This is a genomic window from Nonomuraea sp. NPDC050786 (genome assembly GCF_040654115.1).
In the GTDB taxonomy this organism is placed as follows: domain Bacteria; phylum Actinomycetota; class Actinomycetes; order Streptosporangiales; family Streptosporangiaceae; genus Nonomuraea.
In genome coordinates, this window is record NZ_JBFAHJ010000014.1 from 144,946 (window position 1) to 165,344 (window position 20,399).

Genomic DNA, 20,399 nt, shown 5'->3' on the forward strand with positions numbered 1-20,399 from the left:
CTCCGGCGCTTTTCGCGAAATCCCTGTCCGGCGGAGACAGAGCGCGGGAAATGTGCTGATCCTGTGGTTTCCTTGGCCGCGTGCATGGTGATCCGCCGCACCTCGTTCTGATCGTCCTGGCGGTCGGATCCGGCGTCTCGGGTTACCGGCAGAGATCATCCTCGGGGCGATGAGCCTCGGTTTCGTCGGCGGATGCGTGTACGGCGTGCCCATCACGCCGTCCATCGCCTGGGCACCGGTCGACGGAGACACCGTGCAGGCCCTCGTCACGGTGGTGATAGTCCTGGTGGCGGCCATGCCGGGGAAGCTCTATTCGTCACCCCCCGGGCGCCGTGGTGCGTTCCTCTGTGCGGCGGCAACCGGCCAAGGTCGTGGACGCGGTGGGCGGCACAATAGCCGGGGCGCTCCCGGTGCTCGTCATTTTCCGGATGGTGGGCAGCGTGCTGGTCATCAGCTCATTCGTACCGGTCGTGGAACGGATTCGCGGCTCATTGTTATCAGCCACGGTGGACGGCGTGAGAGCCTGGCATAAACCGTTCGAGAATTCATCGACCGGTCCGAATTCCCGCCCGTGCTCATCGCCGTCCGGGGCGGCATCGTGGACGTGGAGCCGCCCGACCCGGCCCGGCGGTGCTCGCCGGCGCCGGGCTCCAAAGGGCGACGCGTCGCGGGGACGTCTACGTGATCCGCCGCACCGTCGAGCAGGGAAGCTCCGGCGGGCCACGGCCCTTGGCGGCCTGGAAGGACTCCCGGCCGCCTTCTACGAAACCTCCTGAAGGGCCTCCCCCCTGAAAGTTTCCCCAACCACAGCCCATCCACCAGCGCCGTTATCGCCGGCTGTCGCCACGCACCCTCGCCTGGACGCCGGATGGCGTACCTTACTCCCGCTCACCCACATCCGCGTCAAAGGGAGTCGTCGTGCGTACATGGTTGGCCCGCGCCGTTGTGTCCTTCCTGATGGTGCCGCTTACGGTCGCTCCGTCGGCCTCCTCCGCCTCGGCTCAGACGGACGCGCGTACGTGTGTGAAGGCGAACCTGCTGTTCTGCGAGGACTTCCAGGCCATGCCCGTCGGCGGCGCGAGCAGTCTCCGCTGGGGAATCGACACCAAGCATGGCACGCTCACCGTCGAGCGTGGCGGGCGGGGGCAGAAGGTGCTGCGTGTGCATACCGATGGCAACGGCCGCGCGTTCCTGAAGGTGGACGACTTCGCCGCGCCGGGCAACAGCTTCTACGGGCGCGTACGGTTACGGGTCGGCGCGTTCCCGACCGCGCCGGACTGGGCGCACTACACGCTGGTCGAGGCGACCGGCGACGGGCCCGAGATCGTCCGCCCGCTCGGCGGCCAGTACGCCCCACCGCCCCACGGCGGAGCCGCGTACTGGGGCGTCGGCGCCGACGGCGGCCCCACCGGCGACTGGACGAACTGGCAGACCACAGCGCCCTCCGTCGCCGGGACCTGGACATGCGTGGAGTGGCACATGGACGCCGGCGACAACCGGATCTCGTTGTGGTTCGACGGGGTGGCCAAGCCGGAGCTCACCGTGTCCACCCGGGAGCACGGCGGCAACCCGGTGGACTTCGTCTTCCCGCGGTTCGACACGATCAAGCTGGGTTGGCAGCTCTACCAGAAGAACCCGACCCCCGCCGGCTACGACATGTGGATCGATGACATCGCGCTGAGCAGCCGAAGAGTGGGCTGCTGACCGGGCGCGCCTCGGCCCGCTGACGGTTCCGGCGCAACCACTCCCCGTACAGCAGATGAGCGCGCACTTGTCTCCCAATGGGCGCTGCCAGAGTCAGGTTGGCGCTTTGGGTGGTGGCCTCGGCCGCCGACAGCACTTACTCATATCGCGCGAGGCCGTTGTAGAGGACCGAGGCCGCCCAGTGCGCGGACGCGACGCCATTCAACTGACGGCGCGCCCGACGCCGACGGCTGGGGGCAAGTCGACCACACCGGCGCCGATTCTCACCGAGGCTCTCCGGCTTTCAAGGCGGTCTTGAGGACGTCGATGGCCTCGGCCATGGCGGCGCTGGTGGCCTCGGTGACGCGGACGGGGTTGAGCATCATGAAGTCATGCAGCGTGCCGTTGTAGCGGACGCTGGAGGCGGGCACCCCGGCCGCGATCAGCTTGCGGGCCTCGGGCGAGCGGTCGTACTCGACGAAGACGACGGCCGCGCCCGCACGTTGCCGACCCCGGCGGGGACGACGATCCACTTTTCGTCCACGTCCGGCTTGGCGATCGGGGCGGCCTGCAGGTCGTCGAGGACCTTGCGGGCGCCCTCGGGGCCGAGCTCGTACAGGAACGGCGGCTTCGAGGTGGCCTGCGCCAGCTCCCAGGCGGCGGGCTCGAGGATGTGTCTGTTCATGCTGTGCCTTCTTTCGCTGTGGAGCGGCTACGTGCTTCGCGCGGCACGTAGGCGAAGGTGGGACCGGCGCCGCCGGGCAGCGCCATCAGGGCCTGCGCCTGGGCCCTGAGCGTGAACATGGTGCGGGTGGCGTCCGTGAGCCGCTTCGGGTCGCCGTTGAATGCCTGCTCCAGCAGGTTCAGCAGGGTGCTGTAGGTGGTGTCGAACAGATCCTGCGCCGCCCGTACGGCACTGCCCGGCTCGGCGGGCCGCGGGTTGGGTGTCATCGGGAGCACGCCGTCCGGGTCGACGCCGACCTTCTCGCCGGTCGGGCCGGTCTTCGGGGTGTCGCCCCGCTGGTAACGGCGGCCGAGCTTGAGCTCCTGGAAGCGGTAGTAGTGGGCGACCTCTTTCCGGTCGGGGTGGAGGACGTCCTGGTCACCGTCCCAGACCTCGCCGCGGGCGTTGCCTTCCCCCTGCTCGACGATCTCCTTCAGCGCGCCGAGCGCGGACTCCAGATCCTCGACGGCGAACAGCGATCCGGCAGTGTGACGGAAGCGGGCGCCGCTCACCTGCCGGGCCGGGTCGCCGCAGAAGACCTCCTTCTCGCCGAGCGTGTCACACAGGTAGCGCAACCCCTGCTCGATCGCCGCGTAGAACTGCCCGATCGTCTCGTAGCCCTCGGCCTCCGGCGGCGCGCTCGGTGCCGCCGGCTGCTCCAGGCGCAGGAACATCTCCAGCGCCTCCTCGCCGAACGGCACCAGCGACACCTCCAGATCACTGTGCGGCAGCTTGCGCGGGTGCGGCGGCAGCATCTGCGGCATGTCCAGGCGCGGCGTGCCGCCGACGGCGTTGAGCAGGTTCGCCGCCAGCGCCAGATGCAGCATCTCCTCCACGAAGACGCCGCTCACCACCTCCACAGCCGCCGGGTTACGCTCCGGATCCAGCGAGTACAGCGCGGTCAGGTACGGCGGCAGCGTCGCGTGCTCCAGCTCGATCGCCCACTGCAGGTGCTCGCGGAGGCTGTCGAGCGTGCCGATCCGAACCGGTCGTTCGTGGTTCATTCGTGTCATACCTCGGGTTGTTGGCATGGCGGATCGGACCGCCGGCCGGTAGGCCGGCTGCCTGGTTCGATCCTGGGATCAGGCAGCGATGACGGCAGCCGGTGCCGTCACGCTGCGGGTACTTCGCCGGGGTTCAGGACGGGCGTGGCGCGCGGCGGTCCTTGCGCTGGGCCAGCTCGGCCTCTTCCACCAGCGTGAACATCGGCTTGCCCGGCTCGCACAGCATGGTGACCGTGAACCGTACCGGGACATCGTCGCGATTGTTGCCGTCCTGGTAGTGGATGACGTCGCCACCCGGCTCCCAGAACGCCTCGCCGGCGCGGATCACCCGCTCCGGCTCCCCTTCCAGCTCCATCAGCATCTCGCCCTCGAGGACGACGCCGAAGGCGGGACCCGGGTGGCGATGCGGCGGCGCGCCCGGGTCTCCGGGCGGGTACTCGATGACCACGGTCATCGCGTGCGCACCCTCGGGGATGAACGGAGGCTGCGCCTCCTGCAGCACGGTCAGCGCCGTCTGCCACGCGGTCGATCGCGGCTTGTCCATCGCCCGGCCCTACTTCGCGGTGGACTGGTCGAGCCAGTCTTTGTAGGTGATGGTGCCGAGCTGCGCGCCCTCACCGGGCACCAGCGACCGCTCGCCGAGCACGCTGCCGAAGTAGCGAGCCTGCGGGTCGGTGACAACCTCGCGGGTGTCGCCCCAGGCGGCCAGCGCCTTGCGGAAGAACTCGTCCATCTTGTACTGGGTCGGTCCGGCGATCTCGATCCGGCCGTTCAGCGGCGTCCCCACCGCGGTCCTGCCGACCGCCTGGGCCACGTCGTCGCCCGCGATCGGCTGGAACAGCACCGGCGCGATGTGCACCTTGCCGTCGACCGTGCTCTCGTCGGCGATGCCGCGGGCGAACTCGAAGAACTGGGTGGAGTGCACCAGCGAGAACGGGATGCCCGACTTCTCGATCAGCTTCTCCTGGGCGATCTTCGCCGCGAAGTAGCCGTTCTCCGGCATCCGCTCGGTCCCCACGATGGACACCGCCACGTGGTGGCCCACGCCCGCGGCCGCCTCGGCCGCCAGGAGGTTGCCGGTGGAGGTCTGGAAGAACTTCATGACGGCCTCGCGCTCGAACGAGGGCGAGTTCGACACGTCGATCACGACCTGGGCGCCCTTCAGCACCTCGGCCAGGCCCTCGCCGGTCAGCGTGTTGACGCCGGTGTTCGGCGACGCGGCCACGGCCTCGTGGCCGTGCTCGCCCAGCTTCTTCACCAGCTTCGACCCGATGAGCCCGGTCCCGCCGATCACTACGATTTTCATTGTTGGCACCCTTCTGGCTTTCGGGGCGCTGTGGTGCGCCCCTGTCGTCAGCTAAGACAAGGCAGCCCCCTCAGTTGTGACAGGCGGCCTCGTGTTCGAGGACGAGCCCGGTGAGCTCGACGCGCGAGCTGATCCCGAGCTTGGTGAAGGCGTGCCAGCGGTGCGTGCTGACCGTGTGCGGCGACAGGTAGAGCCGATCGGCGACCTGCTTGTTGGTGGCGCCGCCCGCGACGAGCCTGACGATCTGCAGCTCGGAGGCGGTCAGGCTGTCCCAGCCTGCGGTCGGCCTGCCGGACCCCGCGCGCGAGCGGCGCTCGCCCAGGCCCTTGAGGCGGTCGCGGACGCGGGTGGCGTCGTGCTCGGCCTCGACCTGCTCGTAGAGTCGCGGGGCGGTGTCCAGGTGGCCGCCCGTGCCGGTGTCCTCCAGCGCCGCCGCGAGCACGAGCGGCCGCGGGATGTCCCCGTACAGTTCGACGGCGCGGTCGATCAGGGCTTCGTCGCCGTCCAGGAGGGTGCGGGCGTGCAGCGCGGTGGCCGCGAAGATGGGGATGTCGGCGTTGCGGCGGTGGCGGGTCTCGGCGAACTCGGTGACCAGGACCGCCCGGCCGCGATCCCCCCGCCCGCAGGGGCGCCCGCCGCTCTCGGCCTGGCCGCCGTCGCGGCGTCCACCACCCCGGCTATGGCCGACAGCTCCGCCCGCCGCCTTCCCACGGTGGTGCTCGTCCACGGCGCCTTCGCCGACGCCAGCAGCTGGGACGGGGTCGTCGCCCGGCTGCAGCGGCGCGGGTACCCGGTTATCGCGCCCGCCAACCCGCTGCGCAGCGTGTCGGGTGACGCCGCCTGCATCGCCAGCGTCGTCAGGAACGTGCGCGGCGACGTGATCCTGGTCGGCCACTCCTACGGCGGCAGCGTGATCACCAACGCCGCCCGCCAGGCCTCCAACGTCAAGGCTCTGGTGTACCCGGTTTGGAAGAAGATTCCCAGCTGGGCGATCATCACGACCCAGGACAAGGCCATCGATCCGAACGGGCAGCGGTGGATGGCCAAGCGCGCCACGGCTCACGTCGTCGAGGTGAAGTCCTCGCACGCGGTCTCGGTCAATCACCCCGGCGCCGTCGCCGACGCCATCTTCGACGCCGACCTCGGTACCCGCTGACGCCGGGAAGGACCGGCCCGCTACTCGCGGGCCGGTCCCCCTGGCCTCCGACACTCAGGTGACGATCATGAACACAGCACCCCTCGCACCCCTGCACTGGGCAGACCGCGGGGCCTGCCGCGACAGCGATCCCGAGCTCTTCCCCCGTTCACCTGGGAGGGCCGGCCTGCCTGGCAGACCGCGGTCGCCCGGCGGATCTGCAGGGCTGCCCGGTGCGCGCAGTGCCTGAGGTGGGCCCTGGAAACGGGCGAGGCGGACGGGATGTGGGGCGGCACCACCCCTGACGAGCGCCGCCGCATCCGCGCCACCCGCGAGCGGCGGGCCGGGTGAGGCAGAGTCAGGAGGCGAAGCTGATAGTGGCGGGGATGCCCTGCCGGGTCATCTTCGCGTACGGGCACAGCGCCGTGGCCTGCTCCAGCAGCGGGGCGGCCGCCGCCGCTGCCACCCCTGGCCAGTTCACGACGAGGTCCGCCCGTAGCTGGTAACCGCCGTCGGCGGGATCCCGGCCGAAGGCCACGGTGGCCTCCACCGAGATCGCGGCCGGGTCGAGCAGGTGCCGCCTGGCCAGCAGGCTGAGCGCGCCGTGGAAGCAGGCGGCGTATCCGGCGGCGAAGAGCTGCTCGGGGTTCGGTCCGGGGTTGTCGCCGCCGAGCTCCTCCGGCATCCGCAGCTCTAGGGAGAGGGTGCCGTCAGCGGACCTGGCCTGGCCGCTGGCCCGTCCGTGTAAGGAACTGCCGCCGGTCACGGCGACGCGCGTGGAGTAGAGCGGCTTGAATTCCGCCCCGTTGTAGTCGTGGTCAGTGGGGAGGATCTGGTCGTTCACTGGTATGCCTTTCAGCGCCAATGCTGGAGTTTGTCGGGGTTCAAGATGATCCATACCGCCGTGACCTCGGCGCCGGCCACGCTCACGCTGGCCACCGCCACGGCCTTGCCCGCCCGCCGCAGGACGAGCCCCGTCCTGCCGTTCACCGACCCGATGGCCAGCTCGGTTTCTGGCTGGTCGATCAGCAACGCCGTGACGACCCGCGTGACCGCCTCCGCGCCGTAAGTCGGCCGTACGGCGACGCGCACCTTGCCGCCGCCATCGCTGACGACGATCGCGTCGGCGGCCAGGACTTCCCGCAGCGCATCTGTGTTGCCCGCCTGGCAGGCCGCGGCGAACCTGCGGGCCACCCGCTCGTGCCTGGCGAGCATCACCTGGCTGTATCCGGCCTGGTACGAGGTCGGACCGGGCACAGGCTGGGCCGGGGTCACCAGGCCGCCGGGTACGGGGTCGGGGTCGGGGTCGGCGAGGAGCTCCAGGCAGATGCTGCCCGCTGTCCGCGTCAGCCAGGCGCGCGGCACCGCGATGGCGGCGCGCTCCTCCTGATCGAGGGCGTACCAGCGGCGATAGGTCTCCTGGACGACGTGGTCGGCCGTGGTGTCCGAGCCGAAGATCCACAGAGCGATCTCGAGCAGGTGCTGCCGTTCGTCGAGCATCTCCGCCAGCGACTCGGCGCCCATCTCGGTCATGGTCTGCCGCCTCCTTCATTGTTGGCAGGTAAGACCGGACAGCCCGTTACGTTGTGACAGAGCGGCTGCGAGACCGCTCGAAGGCCTCGATCTTGGCCGGGTTGAGGATCCACAACAGGTGGTGGATCCCCTCCCTGGAGGCCTCGATGCCGAGCAGGGCGACGCCGCTGCCGTCCCGGGTGACGAGCACGCCTGGCAGCCCGTTCATCTCGACCCACGTGATGGCGGTGCCCGGCCAGAACCGCGGTGAGAACGCGGCCACGAACCTGGCCACCCGCTCGCTGCCCAGCACGGGGAACTTGGCCGATCCCCTGATGCCGTCTCCGTCGGAGGAGCTGACGACGTCGGCGGCGAAGAGCTCCTCCAAGGCGCCGACATTTCCCGTCTGGGCGGCGTCGAGGAAGGTCTCCAGGAGGCGCCGGTGCTGGAGCCTGTCGATGGGCTCGTGGCGTACGGCGGTCAGGCGCCTGCGGGCGCGGCTCACGATCTGCCTGACATTGACCGGGGTGAGCCGCAGGATCTCCGCTATCTGCGGATAGGGGTAGTCGAAGGCCTCGCGCAGGACGTAAGCGGCGCGCTCGGTGGGATTGAGTCTCTCCAGCAGGAGCAGAAAGGCCAGCTCCAGCGCTTCGCCGCGTTCGGCGCCGACAGTGGGGTCCAGACTGGTGTCCACGGGTTCCGGCAGCCAGGGGCCGATGTAGGACTCCCGCCGCACGCGCGCCGACTGCGCCAGGTTGATGGCCAGCCGGGTGGTAACCAGCGCCAGAAAGGCCGGCGGGTTCTCGATGGTCTCGCGGTCGGTGTCCTGCCAGCGCAGCCACACCTCCTGGACGATGTCCTCGGCCTCGGCCGCGCTGCCCAGCATCCGGTAGGCGATGCCGAACAGCCGCGGGCGCAGCTCGATGAAGGCGGACGCCGCCCGATCGAGAGCATCCGCCTGTTCCGGGGATTCCGTGTTCATGTGCCCCACGTCGATTCGCCCGTTGGCCTGGGCAGGGATTCGTCAGCCTCGCGCGTGGTCGGCAGCGTCGAGGATAGTCGCTGTCACGGCGTCGGGCTGAGAGGCCGCGAGCGCGTGGGAGGCGCCGGCGACCTCGCGGGTACAGCGCGAGTCCGCGCGCTCGGCCATGAAGCGCAGTGCGGCGGCCGGGATGTTGAGGTCCTTGTCGCCGTGGACGAACCAGGACGGGACGGTGCGCCAGGGCGCCTCATCGACGGCGAGCCCGTCGGACAGGGCGCGCTCGGTCACCGGCCGCTGGGTCGCGGCCATCAGCGCGGCCTCCTCGGTGTCGAGGTCGGCGCAGAACTGGCGGTGGAACTTGGCGGGGTCGATGCGGAACTCGTTGCCGCCGGAGGCCACCGGGTAGGACTGCAGCGCCTGGCCGAGCGTGCTGCCCTCGAACTTGCTCGACAGCAGCAGCGCGCTCTCGCCGGGCTCGGGGGCGAAGGCGGCGACGTAGACCAGGGCACGCACGGCCGGGTTGCCCGCCGCCGCCTGGCTGATCACCATGCCGCCGTAGGAATGGCCGACCAGGACGACAGGGCCGCCGATGCCGTCGATCACGCCCCGCAGGTAAGCGGCGTCGCCCTCCACGCTGCGCAGCGGGTTGGCCACGGCAACCGTGGTGAGCTGGTTGCCGCGCAGGCGCTGGATGACGCGGTTCCAGCCGGCCGACTCGGCGAAGGCGCCGTGGACGAGGAGGACGACGGGCTGGTTCATGGGATTGCCTTTCTGGTTGTTCACTCGTGAAAGCCGATCTCGCGGTGGGTGCCGTCGCAGAGCGGTTTGTTGCCGGAGTGGCCGCAACGGCACAGCGTCATCCGGTTCCTGGTCTCCAGGGGCCGGCCGTCCGACCGGGTGATGGGTATGCCGCCGGTCACCCACAGCGCGCTGGCCAGGCCCTCCTCCTCCTCCAGCACCGAGATGGCGCGCGGGAGGTCGGCCTCGATCGTCTCGCCACCGCGTTCGAGTGCGTAGCTGTAGGAGCCGGAGGGGCAGTGATCGATGCGGCCCATGATGTTCGAGCGCACGTCGCTGTCGGCGGTGTCGTCGAGCATCTTGGCGATGGGCCTGGTCCGGCCGATGCAGAAGGCGGCGTGCACGCACAGCTCGCCCACTCGCTGCGCGGAGATGCCGACGCCGTCGTGCACGTGCTGCAGCTCCTGGTAGGGCCGCATCGGCGCGGCCTCCGTGCCGTCGAAGCCGATCACGGCGTGGGTGCCGTCGCAGAACGGCTTGGCGCCCGAATGGCCGCAGCGGCACAGCGCGTAGGTCTCCTCGGTCTCCAGCGGCTCGCCGGTCTTCCAGGTGAGCGCGTTCTTCTGCTCGGCGGAGACGATCTTCCGCTTGCGCCGCAGGGGGACGCGACCGTACACGACGTACGGCCCGTCGCGGAGCGCGACGATCCGCTGGTGGTCGCCCGCGCTCCAGCGGCGCAGCTCGGGCGGGACGTACTCGAAGGTCAGGCCGCCCCGCCGCATCAGCTCGTGCGCCTGGGCCTTGAGCGCGTACATCTCCCCGGTGGCGACGGCGAGCATCCTCGGGCTGCCGTTGAAGGCCACCTCCAGCAGGTGCAGGATCGCGCAGTAGGTGTGGTTGAACTCCTCCTGCGCGGCGCGGTCCGCAGGGTTGGGCGTCATGGGAAACACCCCGGTGAGATCCACCGAGAGCCTCTCACCGGTGGGCCCGGACTCAGGGGTGTCCCCGCGCCGGTAGCGGCGACCCAGCTTCAGCTCCATGAAGCGGTAGTAATGGGCGACCTCGTCCTGGTCACCGTCCCAGACCTCGCTGCGGGCGGTACCCTCCCCCTGCTCGACGATCTCCTCAAGCGCGTCCAGCGCCGAGGCGAGGTCGGTGACGGCGACCAGCCTGCCGCCGGTGTGGCGGAAGTGGCCGCCGCTCACCTGCCGGGCCGGGTCGCCGGAGAAGACCTCCTTCTCGCCGAGCGTGTCGCACAGGTAGCGCAACCCCTGCTCGATCGCGGCGTAGAACTGCCCGATGGTCTCGTAGTCGTCGTCCTCCGGCGGGGCGCCGGGCGGCGCGGGCTGTTCCAGGCGCAGGAACATCTCCAGCGCTTCCGGGCCGAACGGCACCAGCGACAGCTCGAGGTCGCCGTGGGGCAGCTTGCGGGGGTGCGGCGGCAGCATCTCGGGCGTGTCGAGCCGCGGGGCGCCGCCGACGGCGTTGAGCAGGTTCGCCGCCAGCGCCAGGTGCAGCATCTCCTCCACGAAGACGCCGCTCACCACCTCGACGGCAGCCGGGTTGCGCTCCGGGTCGAGGGAGTACAGCGCGGTCAGGTACGGCGGCAGCGTCGCGTGCTCCAGCTCGATCGCCCACTGCAGGTGCTCGCGGAGGCTGGCGAGCGTGACGATCCGCGGCTCAGGCAACGTCGCCACCCGGCCGCGAGCCGTCCTCCAGCACCTCGACCGCGTCGCGCAGCACCCGCAGAGCGATCTCCTCGCGCTCGACGTCCGTCGGGTCGTACAGCCACTCGGTGACCGGCCGCCCCATCTCCTCCTCCGGATGGCTGGCCTCGGCGATGATCAGTTCTTCCTCGATCTCGACGTGGAGCTCGTACAGGAACTCGTTCTCACCGTTCGAGGTGCTCATGTCTCCTCCATGGGTTGTACGGCCGGCCTGCTGACCGCGTGGATCAGGCGGACGGCGATCTGGCCGGTGGCGAACAGGCGGGCGAAGCGCTCGCCCTGGCGGGCAGCGAGCGCGTAGGCGGGATCAGCCCAGTGGCGGCGGGCCACTACCGCGGCGACCTGGTCGGCGCGCCGCGACCACGACAGAGGCGCCCGGCCGGGCTGGTCGAGTTGCTCGAGAACCTCGAACCCGGCGCCTTCGAGCAGCGCGTCGAGCTCCCGGCAGGTGGGAAAGTGGTTGCCGTCGGGGACCTGGAGAACCTGCGGGCCCCTGGCCACGACCACCGAGAGCCCGAGCGAGGCGCCGGGCTTGAGCACCCGGTGGATCTCCCTGAGGACCGCGGCCTTGTCCCGCACGGTGCACAGCACGCCCAGGCACCAGGCGGCGTCGGCGGTTGCCGGGCGGAGCGGGATCTCTCGCCCGTCGGCCGCGATGACCGGCAGTCCGAACAGCCGGGCGGCCGCACGGCTGGCGGTCGGCATCGGCTCGATCAGGATTGGCCGGACCCCGAACCGCTCGGCCGCCCAGGCCGCCGGCCCGCCGACTCCCGCGCCCACATCGAGCAGCCGCATCCCGGGCGCCAGCTCGCACGCCTCGGCCAGCCATGCCAGCGCCGCGGGGCTCGCGCTGCCACGGCAGGCAGCCGGTACGGCATGCCGCTCCCCCAGCAGTTCGACGGCGTCGGCGGTCCAGCCCGCGACATCGTCGAACTCGGCGACCATCGCCAACGCGGTCACAACAACTTCCCCCGTTCAGTGATGTGGCCCGATCGCCAGCTAAGACAGGACAGCCCCGGCATTTGTGACAAGATCCGGCTACTCGACGAGCTTTCCCACGGTCGAGACCTCGCGCATGAGCGCCGCGATCTCGGCGGGAATCGGCGGGATGCTCTCCCGCTCCACCGATCCGGGGCCGGACCACACGAGGTTGACCTGCAGTGCGGGGTCGAGTTGCGGGTAGTCGGAGCGGTTGTGGCAGCCGCGGGTCTCGCGGCGCTCGATCGCGGTTTCGATGGTCGCGCGCGCGGTGAGTGCCGCGGACTTCAGGTCGAAGGCGTGGGCCAGGTCCTGGAAGCCGGCGATGTCCGGGTGCACGCCTATCCCGCTGATGCGCGCCTCGACCGCGGCCAGTTCGGCGAGGCCTTTTCGCAGGCCGCCCTCGTCGCGTACCACTCCGGCGTGCTCCGTCATGATGTCGCGCAGCGCTCGCTGCAGCGACCGCACGTTCTCCGGGCCGTCGGCAGACAGGAGCTCGTCCACTTCCTCCCGCGCTGCGGCGAGCGCCTCGGCGGAGCGGCGCTGGGCGTCGAGGCCGGCGGAATACTCCGCCGCCGCCTGGCCGACGATGCGGCCGAAGACGAGGAGCTCGATGAGGGAGTTGCCGCCCAGGCGGTTGGCGCCGTGCAGGCCGCTGGCCGCCTCCCCGATCGCGTACAGACCGTCGACGCCCGTGCCGTGGTCCTCGGGGCGTACCCAGACCCCGCCCATCGAGTAGTGCGCGGTCGGCGCGACCTCGATCGGCTTCTTGGTGATGTCGAGCATCTGCAGTTCCAGGAGCGTCTGGTAGACGCGAGGCAGCCGCGTCATGATCGTCTCGCGCGGCAGATGCGACACGTCCAGCCACACACCGCCGTCCGGGGTGCCGCGACCTTCCTTGATCTCTGTGTAGGCGGCCAGCGCGACCCGGTCGCGCGTGGACAACTCCATCCGCTCCGGGTCGTACCGGGACATGAACCGCTCGCCGAGCCGGTTGCGCAGGATCCCGCCCTCTCCCCGTGCCGCCTCGGAGACGAGCGTGCCCGCCGCGTTCTCCGGCGCGATGAGACCAGATGGGTGGAACTGCACCAGCTCGGCGTCGCGGACGCGGCAGCCGGCCAGGACGGCCAGGCGGAAGGAGTCGCCGGTGTTCTCGTCCCTGCGGGAGGAGGTGCGCCGCCAGATCCGGGTGTGGCCGCCCGCGGCCAGGATCACCGCATCGGCATGGATGACATAGCGGCTGCCGTCGGTCAGGTCGAACCCGTACGCGCCGAAGACCGCGTTGTCGCGCACGAGAAGCCGCGTGATGTACACCGTGTCGAGGACGCGGACGTCGAGCTGGGTCGCCCGGTTGATCAGCGTGCGCTGGATCTCAAGTCCGGTGTAGTCCCCCGCGTACGAGGTGCGCCGGAAGGTGTGGGCGCCGAAGAAGCGCTGGGAGATCCGCCCGTCCTGCTCGCGTGCGAACGGCATGCCGTACCGCACGAGGTCCTCGATGCCACGCGCGGCCCCCTCGGTGACGATGCGCACCGTCTCGGGGTTGGCCAGCAGGTAACTCTCCTTGAGAGTGTCGGCCGCGTGCTGCTGCCAGGTGTCCTCGGGGTCCATCGTGGCGAGGGCCGCGTTGATGCCGCCCGCCGCGAGCGAGGTGTGTGCGTCCGCCTTCGGCCGTTTGCCGACCGCGAGGACATCCACCCCGCGCTCGGCGAGTTCGATGGCCGCCCGCAGCCCGGCCCCTCCGGTCCCGATGACCAGGACGGACGTGGCGATTCTGTTCTCTGATGCGTGCATGATGCTCCTTCAGCTACGTGCCGCCCAGATGGCGACGGCGACCAGCGCGACGCAGGCGGCCGCGATCAGCGCGACCACGGCGGCCAGCCCGATCCATGGCGCCGCGAGCGGCGACAACACGACGGCGCCGACGCACCCTGCCACGGCAGTGCGGGGGATGACGGAGTCCGCGTCGACCAGCGCGTGCACCGCCCAGAGCAGGATGAGATACACCCCGACCGGGATGGCGACCGCGTAGCCGATCGCCATCGGCGATGCCGCCGCCTGGCGCCCGCTCTGCTCCACAGCCACCTCGAGCCCGGCGCCAAGAGCCGCCAGCGCGGCGAAGATGCCGAAGTGGCCGTACCCCCACCAGTACGACCGATCACGCCGGTCGCTGAGCCCCTCCCCTGCCTCGACCAGGAAGTACAGCCACCACAGGGCGAACAGCAGGACGAGACCGGATCCGGCGATGACGACGAGGGGGCCCGCTTCGAGCGCCCCTTCAACCCCTCTGCTCGCGGCCAGGACACTTTCACCCAGCAGGATGATCGTGAACAGGCCGTAGCGCTCGGCGATGTGGTGCGGGTGCCAGGTGGTTGCCCTGATCCGCTCCGCCCACCACGGCACCGCCAGCTCCAGGACGACCAGGCAGGCGAAGAACGGCAGCTGGAGTGACGCCGGCAGGAGGCCCGCCTCCACGAGAGCGAGCCGGAGCAACCAGCCCAACTCGGCCAGCCCTATGCCCCCGGCATAGCGGAGCCCCGTACGGCGGCTCGCCGGGTCTTCGAACGCGGCCCTCAGCCATTGGGCGACAAGCCCGATCCTCATGATGAGGTAGCCCAGGGTGATGATCCCGTAGTCGGAGTGGCCGACCGCGGCGGGCACGCCGGCGGCGAGGACCAGCACCCCAGCCATCTGCACCATGGTCAGCAGCCGGTAGGGAACGTCATCGGTGTCGTAGGACGAGGCGAACCAGGTGAAGTTCATCCACGCCCACCAGATCGCGAAGAACACCTGGAGGAACGGGACCAGCCCGGTCAGGCCATGACCTTCAGCGATGGCATGCGCGAACTGCGCCGTGACGGCCGCGACCGCGACCACGAAGGTGAGATCGAAGAGGAGCTCGAGCTGGCTCGACGCGCGATGCGGCTCGTCGATGGGCCGCGAGCTCATCCTGACCCGGATCCGGGTGGTGGTCCTGGTTGAGGGCACGCTCACGCTCCTGTCGCTCTTGCGGCGTCCGGTTCGCCAGGAAAGACCGGACGGCGTCGCGATCTGTGACAGATCGTGGCGGTGGTTGTCACAAGTCGGGAGGCCACTCCTCGACGTCGGGCCGGATCGCGCACGAGATCCTCATCCGCCCAACGGATCAGACTCACTAGACACCAGCTTCTCGACTTCCGCGCGCACCTCCGCCGCCCTCGCCACGTGATCAGGCACCGGCGCTGACCCGGCACCGACCGGTAGAGTCCCGCCCGCTCCTCCTCTTCGTGCGGGATCCCTTGCTCGACCACACCCAGCGCCTTCAGCAGCCGCGACAGGGCAGTCCCAGCTGTCAGCGGGACGCTGTCCATGCCGCGCAGGTCCACATAGAAGCAGCCGTGAGGGAACGCCTCCCCCAAGTGCCGGGTGGCGTGGACGGCCAGGGCTGTCTTCCCGATCCCGGCGTTACCGGAGATAGTGGCCACCACCGCGGTTTCCCCGGTCTCCGCCTGCTCGGCGAGGTCGCGCAGCAGATCGAGCTCCCGCAGGCGGCCGACGAAATCCCCTGTATCGCGCGGCAGTTGGCCCGCACCGGTGACCGGGCCGCTCAGCCGCGGCCGCCCCACCCGTGCAGCCTCGGCCGGCTCCGCTCGCTGTCCCTCATCCACCCGCAATGCCTCGGCCAGCGCCTGCACCGTGCGCCGTTGCGGGCTGCGGCTGACACCTCGCTCCATGTCACCGATCGCCCGCACGCTCACGCCCGAGGCATGCGAAAGCTCCTCGATCGTCAACCCCGATTCCTGCCGCAACCTGCGCAGGAGCGGGCCGAACGAGCTGACCATCCGTCCTCCTCGGTCTCCTCCATCGAACGCGGTTACCAGGTCTGGTCGCCGGCGCGGACCAGCAACTCGTTGATGGCGACCCGCCGGTCTCGCGTGACGATGTAGCCGATGGCGTCCGCCACGTCCTCCGGGCGCAGCGCTTCGATTCCGTCGATCCGCCGGCGGGCCGCGTCCCGGACGGTGTCGCTCAGGTGGTTCACCAGCTCGGTATCCACGGTCCCGGGCTCGACCACGCTGACCCGGACGCGCTCGCCGAGCAGTTCCTGGCGAAGCGACTCGGTGAACGCGTTCACGCCGGACTTGGTCAGGCCGTAGACGCTGCTCCCCGGCCGGGCGACCCGCCCGGCCGTCGAGCTGACGTTCACCAGGTCTGCCACCTGCCGGGGGGATGTCGACGCGGCGTAGATCAGGTGCGGGACGGCGGCGTGCGTGACGTGCAACAGCCCTGCCACGTTGAGCGAGATCATCCGATCCCACTCTTCAACGGTGGTGTGCAGCGCCGAGTTGAGCAGCATGATCCCGGCGTTGTTGACCAGGATGTCCAGCCGTCCGAACCGGTCCAGCGTGTCCTGCACCACGTTCTCGGCGCGCTCGGGTTCGGTGATGTCGGCCTCCAACCCGACGGCCTCGCCGCCCAGCATCGCGATGTCGCTCGCGACCCGGTCCAGGCGGTCGCGGCGGCGGGCCACGAGAGCGACCGCCGCGCCCTCACGGGCGAGGCGGCACGCGGTCGCGGCGCCGATTCCGCTGCTCGCGCCAGTGACGAGCGCGACGGCGCCGTCCAGCGGCTGATCATGCATGGCTGTCTCATTCCATCGGGGCGAGGAGGCCGCACGCAGGCACGACCGCTTCTCCCGCGTCCGGCCGAAGTGCCGACGTGATGAGACTCGCGCAGTGAACCCCTGGGCCGAACCAGGGTGTCTCACTGGTCAACCGGGGCCAGTGAGTGCCCCGGCGGCGGGGCTACGCCTCGCCGCCCGACAGTACGTCGCCGAGCTGCTTCCTGGAGCTGATCCCGAGCTTGGTGAAGATCTTGCGGAGGTGCCACTCCACCGTGCGCGGGCTCAGAAAGAGCCGTGCCGCGACTTCGGGGTTGGACAGGCCGTCTCGCACGAGCAGGGCGATCTGCTTCTCCTGCGCGGTCAGCTCGCCGCTCATCGAGGAACTCTTGCGCTCGCGGACATGGTCCCCCGTAGCGAGGAGCTCGCGGCGGGCACGCTCGGCGAACGCCTCCATCCCTATCGACACGAACATCTCGTACGCCGTCCGCAGGTGGACCCGCGCCTCGGCCCGCTGCCGTTCCCTGCGCAGCCACTCGCCGTACAGCAGGTGAGCGCGCGCCAGTTCGGGATGGAGAAGTGTACGGCCCAGCCGTTCGATGGCCTCGCGGTAGAGCCCGTCCGCGGCGGCGGTGTCGGTCAGCAGCGCACGGCAGCGAGCCAGGATCCCCTGCGCCCAGTCCGTGTCGCATGGTTCTGCCGCGTCCGCCAGGCCGTCGAGCGCCTCGCGGGCCGCCGCGTCGTCCCCGGAGCGCGCCGCAGCCTCGACGAGCTCGGGCAGCGCCCACTGAGAGACGATCAGGTTGGCGCTCTCGCTGCCGGCATGGGCTGCCGGCAGCGCGAGCCCGTAGCGGGCCAGGCCGTTGTAGAGGATCGCGGCCGCCCATTGGGCGGTGGCGACACCGTTCAGCTGGCCGCTGGCGCCGGCCTCCTCAATCGTGGCCTCGATGATCTCCATGGCCTCGGCCTCTTTGCCTTGCATCGCCGTCAGCAGGAGTTGCGTGTGCTGCGCCATGGGCACGCCCGTCGCATCGACGGCGGCTTCCGCTTCCGCGACGAGCGCGGCCGCGGCGGCGAGGTCCCCGCTCAGCGCGGTCGGTATCCCCAGCGAGTGGAGATAGACGGGAAGGTCGGACACGACGCCGGATCTGCGCACCTCGTCCAGTGCCCTGGCGCGGGTCTCAGGCATGGCCAGGTCGTCCCAGACGAGCGGGCTCACGCCGAAGGCCGCCCAGCCCCATTTCAGGAGCTCCTGAACGGGGCAGTCGGCGAGCGCGGCCTGCGCCCTGCGCAATGTGGGAAGCGCGGCTCTCCTGCCGTCGGTGATGAGCAGCGCGAAACCCTCGAGCACGAGCTCCAGGAGCCGCGGGCTGCCCTCGGGCGCGGGGAGTTCCCTGATCGCCTGGGAGACGGCCATGAGGCTGCCTCGGTTCGCCGCGCCGAACGACGCGGAACCCCAGGCGATGAGGTACGTCTCACGCGCCAGGTCCAGGTCGAACGGCTGCAGCCGCCGCGCGGCTGCCAACAGCATCAGCGGCGCCTCGTTGTCGAAGCCGGTCGCGAACGTGATGTGACCGCGCGTCAGGTGCGCTCGTACGCGCTGGAACTCGCTCTGGGCATCCCGGTCGGCGATGTCGGCGAAGCGGCGTGCGGCCTCGATGTCACCCGCCCTGAGGCTGGCGTCCGCCGCCATCAGGGCACGCTCGGCACGCCGCGAGGTGTCGATGGTCAGAGCCACGGATCGCTGCAGGAACGCCGCCGCAGCCGCCAGACCGCCGCGCGCCTGTGCCCGGCCGGCAGACCGTTCCAGCTCGGCGGCGACGCCCTCGTCGGGCGCGGCGGCCGCGGACGCGAGATGCCAGGCACGGCGGTCCGGGTCGGCCTTTGCGTCGGTGACCTCCGCCAGCGCGAGGTGGACCGCCCGGCGATCCCCTTCCTTCGCCGAGCGGTACACGGCAGACCGCACGAGCGGGTGACGGAAGATCACCCGCACGCCGAACTCCAGCAGCCCGTCCGTCCCGCCGGCCAGGACTGCCGCGGGAGTGACGCCGAGCCGTTCGGCGGCACGCCACACCAGCGAGGGGTCACCGAGCGGCTCTGCCGCGGCGACCAGCAAGAGCAGCCGGGTCTGCGCGGACAGGCCCTCGATCCTGGCCAGGAAGCTTTGCTCGATCCTGCCGGGCAGCGTGTCGGCGTCAAGGAGGCCGAACCCGCCCGCCATCCGGGTCACCGCCAGATCACGCGGCAGCTCCAGCAGGGCCAGCGGGTTTCCCCTGGTCTCGGCCACGAACCGGTCGCGGACGTGTTGATCGATCTGGACGTGCGTCACCCGGCTCAGCAGGGCGTGCGCCTCTTCCGCCGTCAGGCCGGTGACCTCGAGCTCCGGCAGTCCGAGCAGGTCGTGGGTCTGTTCGCGAGAGCCGAAGACGAGGGCGACCGACTCCGCGAGGAGCCGCCGGGCGACGAAGCCGAGGACCTGCGCCGAGGCCCGGTCCATCCACTGCGCGTCGTCTACCACGCAGAGCAGGGGACCCTTCTCCGAGGCGTCAGACAGCAGGCTCAGTACGGCCAGCGCGACCAGGAAACGTTCGGGCGGCGTTCCCCCTCGTATCCCGAAGACCGTCTCGAGGGCGTCGCGCTGCGGTGCGGGAAGGTTCTCCAGCTGATCCAGCAGCGGTGCGCACAACTGGTGCAAAGTGGCGAAAGCCAGTTCCATCTCGGACTCGACACCGGCCGCACGCAGCACCCGCATGCCCGTCGCCGAGCTCGCCGCGTACTCCAGCAGCGTCGTTTTCCCGACTCCCGGCGCGCCGTGTACGACGAGCACGCGGCTCTCGCCCATGCGGACGGCCGCGATCGTCTGATCGAGGAGAGCGCGCTCCGGTTCCCGCCCGACCAGCCGGTGTTCTGACCATGCCGGGCGCCCCGCCTACGTCGGTTCACGGTCCCCCGCCTTTTGCACCAGTTGCACGCCTTTAAATACACCCTAGGCACGCGCCGGGCCAAGTTGTACGATCTGCGTCTCCCCAGCTGAGCCGGTAGATCATCGTCGCGGATGCCGTCCACAAGCTCGGATACGACGCCATCGGGACTGAGGCAGTGTTCCATGTCCGGCCGGGCGTGCGGACGGCACGAGGTCGGTGCGGGGCCATGGGCCGCCCCGTGTGGCTTGTGGCGGGTTGACGTACCTGGTTCCTCGCCACGACGCCGCCATTTCGCGGCAGCTGTCACAGCCTGGAGGCTGTCCGGTCTTAGCTGGCGACCGGGGGCAACGAGGTGGCCTGGCGGACGAAAGGGATCCCGATGAAGATCGGCGCCGCCGCACCCGCACTCCTGGTGGTGACGTCAGCCGTTATCAGGACGGCAACACGACTCCCGGTCCGTTTCACGGTCACCATGCTGTGTGACCCCGGCAAGCCGATGCTCGTCCTGGGAGACGACGAAGAGCTCGCTCAGTTCAAGAACAACGCCGGGGTGATGCTCAACGGCCCGATCGTGGGTGCGGACATCACGCAATGGACCCGCATGGTCGAGACCAACCTGCTCGGCTCGATGTACATGGTCCATGCGGGTCTGCCCCACCTGTTGGAGCGCAGGGGCACGATCGTGCAGGTCTCCTCGACCTCGGGCTGGATCGCGTCGGCCTACGCCGGTGTCTACGCCGCGACCAAGTTCGGCATCACCGCCTTCTCCGAATCGCTGCGGCAGGAGGTCACCACCCGGGGTGTGCGTGTCGTGGTCATCGAGCCCGGCTTCGTCGCCACCGAGCTGACCGGCCACAACACGGACCCCACGATGCGGGCCGCCGCGCAGAACATGGCCGCCTCCATGCGCACCCTGCAGCCCCAGGACATCGCCGACGCCGTCGTGTACGCGGTCACCCAGCCGGAGCACGTCGCGGTCAACGAGATCCTCATCCGCCCGACCGACCAGACCCAATAGGGGAGTGACACCGGCCCTGCGCATAGGCGACCTTCGCCACGCCGGACATGCCATTGGTCGCAGGACCGAAC

22 protein-coding genes are annotated in these 20,399 nt (G+C 70.3%); 4 read left to right on the forward strand and 18 right to left on the reverse strand.

The genetic code is table 11. The annotated features are described in order from the left end of the window. Positions 1-918: 918 nt before the first annotated feature. Positions 919-1,704 (forward strand): hypothetical protein, encoded by a 786-nt coding sequence (locus tag AB0H84_RS25305; protein WP_357608747.1) that lies wholly within the window; start codon positions 919-921, stop codon positions 1,702-1,704. Between the two features lie 263 nt (positions 1,705-1,967). On the opposite strand, the gene AB0H84_RS25310 is transcribed toward AB0H84_RS25305, so the two are convergent. The 6 genes from AB0H84_RS25310 to AB0H84_RS25335 form a co-directional block, all read right to left on the reverse strand. Beyond that, a complete protein-coding gene (locus AB0H84_RS25310) occupies positions 1,968-2,216 on the reverse strand; it encodes a hypothetical protein (RefSeq protein ID WP_357608750.1) in 249 nt (82 codons plus the stop codon). Further along, positions 2,126-2,368 (reverse strand): hypothetical protein, encoded by a 243-nt coding sequence (locus AB0H84_RS25315; RefSeq protein ID WP_357608753.1) that lies wholly within the window; start codon positions 2,366-2,368, stop codon positions 2,126-2,128. The genes AB0H84_RS25310 and AB0H84_RS25315 overlap by 91 nt, the downstream gene beginning before the upstream one ends. After that, positions 2,365-3,411: a ferritin-like protein gene (locus tag AB0H84_RS25320; RefSeq protein WP_357608756.1), complete on the reverse strand. Its 1,047-nt coding sequence runs from the start codon at positions 3,409-3,411 to the stop codon at positions 2,365-2,367. Before AB0H84_RS25320 ends, AB0H84_RS25315 begins: the two co-directional genes overlap by 4 nt. A gap of 133 nt (positions 3,412-3,544) precedes the next feature. After that, on the reverse strand, positions 3,545-3,955 hold the full coding sequence (locus tag AB0H84_RS25325; protein WP_225289041.1) for a cupin domain-containing protein: 411 nt from the start codon (positions 3,953-3,955) through the stop codon (positions 3,545-3,547). Between the two features lie 9 nt (positions 3,956-3,964). Beyond that, positions 3,965-4,717, reverse strand: coding sequence for an SDR family oxidoreductase (locus tag AB0H84_RS25330; protein ID WP_357608758.1), 753 nt, complete (start codon positions 4,715-4,717; stop codon positions 3,965-3,967). Positions 4,718-4,787: 70 nt separating this feature from the next. Further along, positions 4,788-5,444, reverse strand: a complete 657-nt coding sequence (locus tag AB0H84_RS25335) for a LuxR C-terminal-related transcriptional regulator (protein ID WP_357608761.1) — start codon at positions 5,442-5,444, stop codon at positions 4,788-4,790. Here AB0H84_RS25335 and AB0H84_RS25340 point away from each other — a divergent pair. Both AB0H84_RS25340 and AB0H84_RS25345 read left to right on the forward strand, forming a co-directional pair. After that, complete coding sequence (locus AB0H84_RS25340) at positions 5,430-5,873, forward strand: alpha/beta fold hydrolase (protein WP_357608764.1); 444 nt, start codon at positions 5,430-5,432, stop codon at positions 5,871-5,873. The genes AB0H84_RS25335 and AB0H84_RS25340 overlap by 15 nt on opposite strands. Positions 5,874-6,068: 195 nt before the next feature. Next, on the forward strand, positions 6,069-6,203 hold the full coding sequence (locus AB0H84_RS25345; protein ID WP_357609046.1) for a WhiB family transcriptional regulator: 135 nt from the start codon (positions 6,069-6,071) through the stop codon (positions 6,201-6,203). A 7-nt stretch (positions 6,204-6,210) separates the two neighbouring features. Here the strand turns inward: AB0H84_RS25345 and AB0H84_RS25350 are convergent, their stop codons facing one another. The 12 genes from AB0H84_RS25350 to AB0H84_RS25405 all read right to left on the reverse strand — a co-directional run bounded on the left by AB0H84_RS25350 (position 6,211) and on the right by AB0H84_RS25405 (position 19,228). After that, a complete protein-coding gene (locus tag AB0H84_RS25350) occupies positions 6,211-6,696 on the reverse strand; it encodes an Ohr family peroxiredoxin (protein WP_357608767.1) in 486 nt (161 codons plus the stop codon). A gap of 11 nt (positions 6,697-6,707) precedes the next feature. Continuing rightward, on the reverse strand, positions 6,708-7,385 hold the full coding sequence (locus AB0H84_RS25355) for a hypothetical protein (protein ID WP_357608770.1): 678 nt from the start codon (positions 7,383-7,385) through the stop codon (positions 6,708-6,710). Between the two features lie 46 nt (positions 7,386-7,431). Then, the gene (locus AB0H84_RS25360; RefSeq protein WP_357608772.1) at positions 7,432-8,346 is read right to left on the reverse strand and encodes an RNA polymerase sigma-70 factor; all 915 of its coding nucleotides are present in this window, start codon (positions 8,344-8,346) and stop codon (positions 7,432-7,434) included. 42 nt (positions 8,347-8,388) lie between these two features. Further along, positions 8,389-9,105, reverse strand: coding sequence for an alpha/beta hydrolase (locus tag AB0H84_RS25365; RefSeq protein ID WP_357608775.1), 717 nt, complete (start codon positions 9,103-9,105; stop codon positions 8,389-8,391). A 20-nt stretch (positions 9,106-9,125) separates the two neighbouring features. Beyond that, on the reverse strand, positions 9,126-10,772 hold the full coding sequence (locus tag AB0H84_RS25370) for a ferritin-like domain-containing protein (RefSeq protein WP_357608778.1): 1,647 nt from the start codon (positions 10,770-10,772) through the stop codon (positions 9,126-9,128). Next, positions 10,765-10,995, reverse strand: a complete 231-nt coding sequence (locus tag AB0H84_RS25375) for a hypothetical protein (protein WP_357608781.1) — start codon at positions 10,993-10,995, stop codon at positions 10,765-10,767. The genes AB0H84_RS25370 and AB0H84_RS25375 overlap by 8 nt, the downstream gene beginning before the upstream one ends. Continuing rightward, entirely contained in the window at positions 10,992-11,771 is a 780-nt protein-coding gene (locus AB0H84_RS25380; protein WP_357608784.1) for a methyltransferase domain-containing protein, read from the reverse strand. The genes AB0H84_RS25375 and AB0H84_RS25380 overlap by 4 nt, the downstream gene beginning before the upstream one ends. A 78-nt stretch (positions 11,772-11,849) precedes the next feature. Next, positions 11,850-13,580: an FAD-dependent oxidoreductase gene (locus AB0H84_RS25385; RefSeq protein WP_357608787.1), complete on the reverse strand. Its 1,731-nt coding sequence runs from the start codon at positions 13,578-13,580 to the stop codon at positions 11,850-11,852. A gap of 9 nt (positions 13,581-13,589) precedes the next feature. Then, positions 13,590-14,774 (reverse strand): low temperature requirement protein A, encoded by a 1,185-nt coding sequence (locus AB0H84_RS25390; protein ID WP_357608790.1) that lies wholly within the window; start codon positions 14,772-14,774, stop codon positions 13,590-13,592. Between the two features lie 2 nt (positions 14,775-14,776). Beyond that, positions 14,777-15,607: a helix-turn-helix transcriptional regulator gene (locus AB0H84_RS25395; RefSeq protein ID WP_357608793.1), complete on the reverse strand. Its 831-nt coding sequence runs from the start codon at positions 15,605-15,607 to the stop codon at positions 14,777-14,779. Between the two features lie 32 nt (positions 15,608-15,639). After that, on the reverse strand, positions 15,640-16,407 hold the full coding sequence (locus AB0H84_RS25400; protein ID WP_357608796.1) for an SDR family NAD(P)-dependent oxidoreductase: 768 nt from the start codon (positions 16,405-16,407) through the stop codon (positions 15,640-15,642). A gap of 163 nt (positions 16,408-16,570) precedes the next feature. Then, positions 16,571-19,228, reverse strand: a complete 2,658-nt coding sequence (locus AB0H84_RS25405) for an AAA family ATPase (RefSeq protein ID WP_357608799.1) — start codon at positions 19,226-19,228, stop codon at positions 16,571-16,573. A 461-nt stretch (positions 19,229-19,689) separates the two neighbouring features. On the opposite strand from AB0H84_RS25405, the gene AB0H84_RS25410 reads away from it, so the two are divergent. After that, positions 19,690-20,328 (forward strand): SDR family NAD(P)-dependent oxidoreductase, encoded by a 639-nt coding sequence (locus tag AB0H84_RS25410; protein ID WP_357608802.1) that lies wholly within the window; start codon positions 19,690-19,692, stop codon positions 20,326-20,328. Positions 20,329-20,399 lie beyond the last annotated feature (71 nt).

Bases quoted from the DNA above. Each gene is read 5' to 3' on its own strand.
- AB0H84_RS25410 (WP_357608802.1), top strand. From the start codon at position 19,690: ATGAAGATCGGCGCCGCCGCACCCGCACTCCTGGTGGTGACGTCAGCC.
- AB0H84_RS25400 (WP_357608796.1), bottom strand. From the start codon at position 16,407: ATGCATGATCAGCCGCTGGACGGCGCCGTCGCGCTCGTCACTGGCGCG.
- AB0H84_RS25365 (WP_357608775.1), bottom strand. From the start codon at position 9,105: ATGAACCAGCCCGTCGTCCTCCTCGTCCACGGCGCCTTCGCCGAGTCG.
- AB0H84_RS25315 (WP_357608753.1), bottom strand. From the start codon at position 2,368: ATGAACAGACACATCCTCGAGCCCGCCGCCTGGGAGCTGGCGCAGGCC.
- AB0H84_RS25355 (WP_357608770.1), bottom strand. From the start codon at position 7,385: ATGACCGAGATGGGCGCCGAGTCGCTGGCGGAGATGCTCGACGAACGG.
- AB0H84_RS25320 (WP_357608756.1), bottom strand. From the start codon at position 3,411: ATGAACCACGAACGACCGGTTCGGATCGGCACGCTCGACAGCCTCCGC.
- AB0H84_RS25330 (WP_357608758.1), bottom strand. From the start codon at position 4,717: ATGAAAATCGTAGTGATCGGCGGGACCGGGCTCATCGGGTCGAAGCTG.
- AB0H84_RS25385 (WP_357608787.1), bottom strand. From the start codon at position 13,580: ATGCACGCATCAGAGAACAGAATCGCCACGTCCGTCCTGGTCATCGGG.
- AB0H84_RS25360 (WP_357608772.1), bottom strand. From the start codon at position 8,346: ATGAACACGGAATCCCCGGAACAGGCGGATGCTCTCGATCGGGCGGCG.
- AB0H84_RS25405 (WP_357608799.1), bottom strand. From the start codon at position 19,228: ATGGGCGAGAGCCGCGTGCTCGTCGTACACGGCGCGCCGGGAGTCGGG.
- AB0H84_RS25375 (WP_357608781.1), bottom strand. From the start codon at position 10,995: ATGAGCACCTCGAACGGTGAGAACGAGTTCCTGTACGAGCTCCACGTC.
- AB0H84_RS25325 (WP_225289041.1), bottom strand. From the start codon at position 3,955: ATGGACAAGCCGCGATCGACCGCGTGGCAGACGGCGCTGACCGTGCTG.
- AB0H84_RS25395 (WP_357608793.1), bottom strand. From the start codon at position 15,607: ATGGTCAGCTCGTTCGGCCCGCTCCTGCGCAGGTTGCGGCAGGAATCG.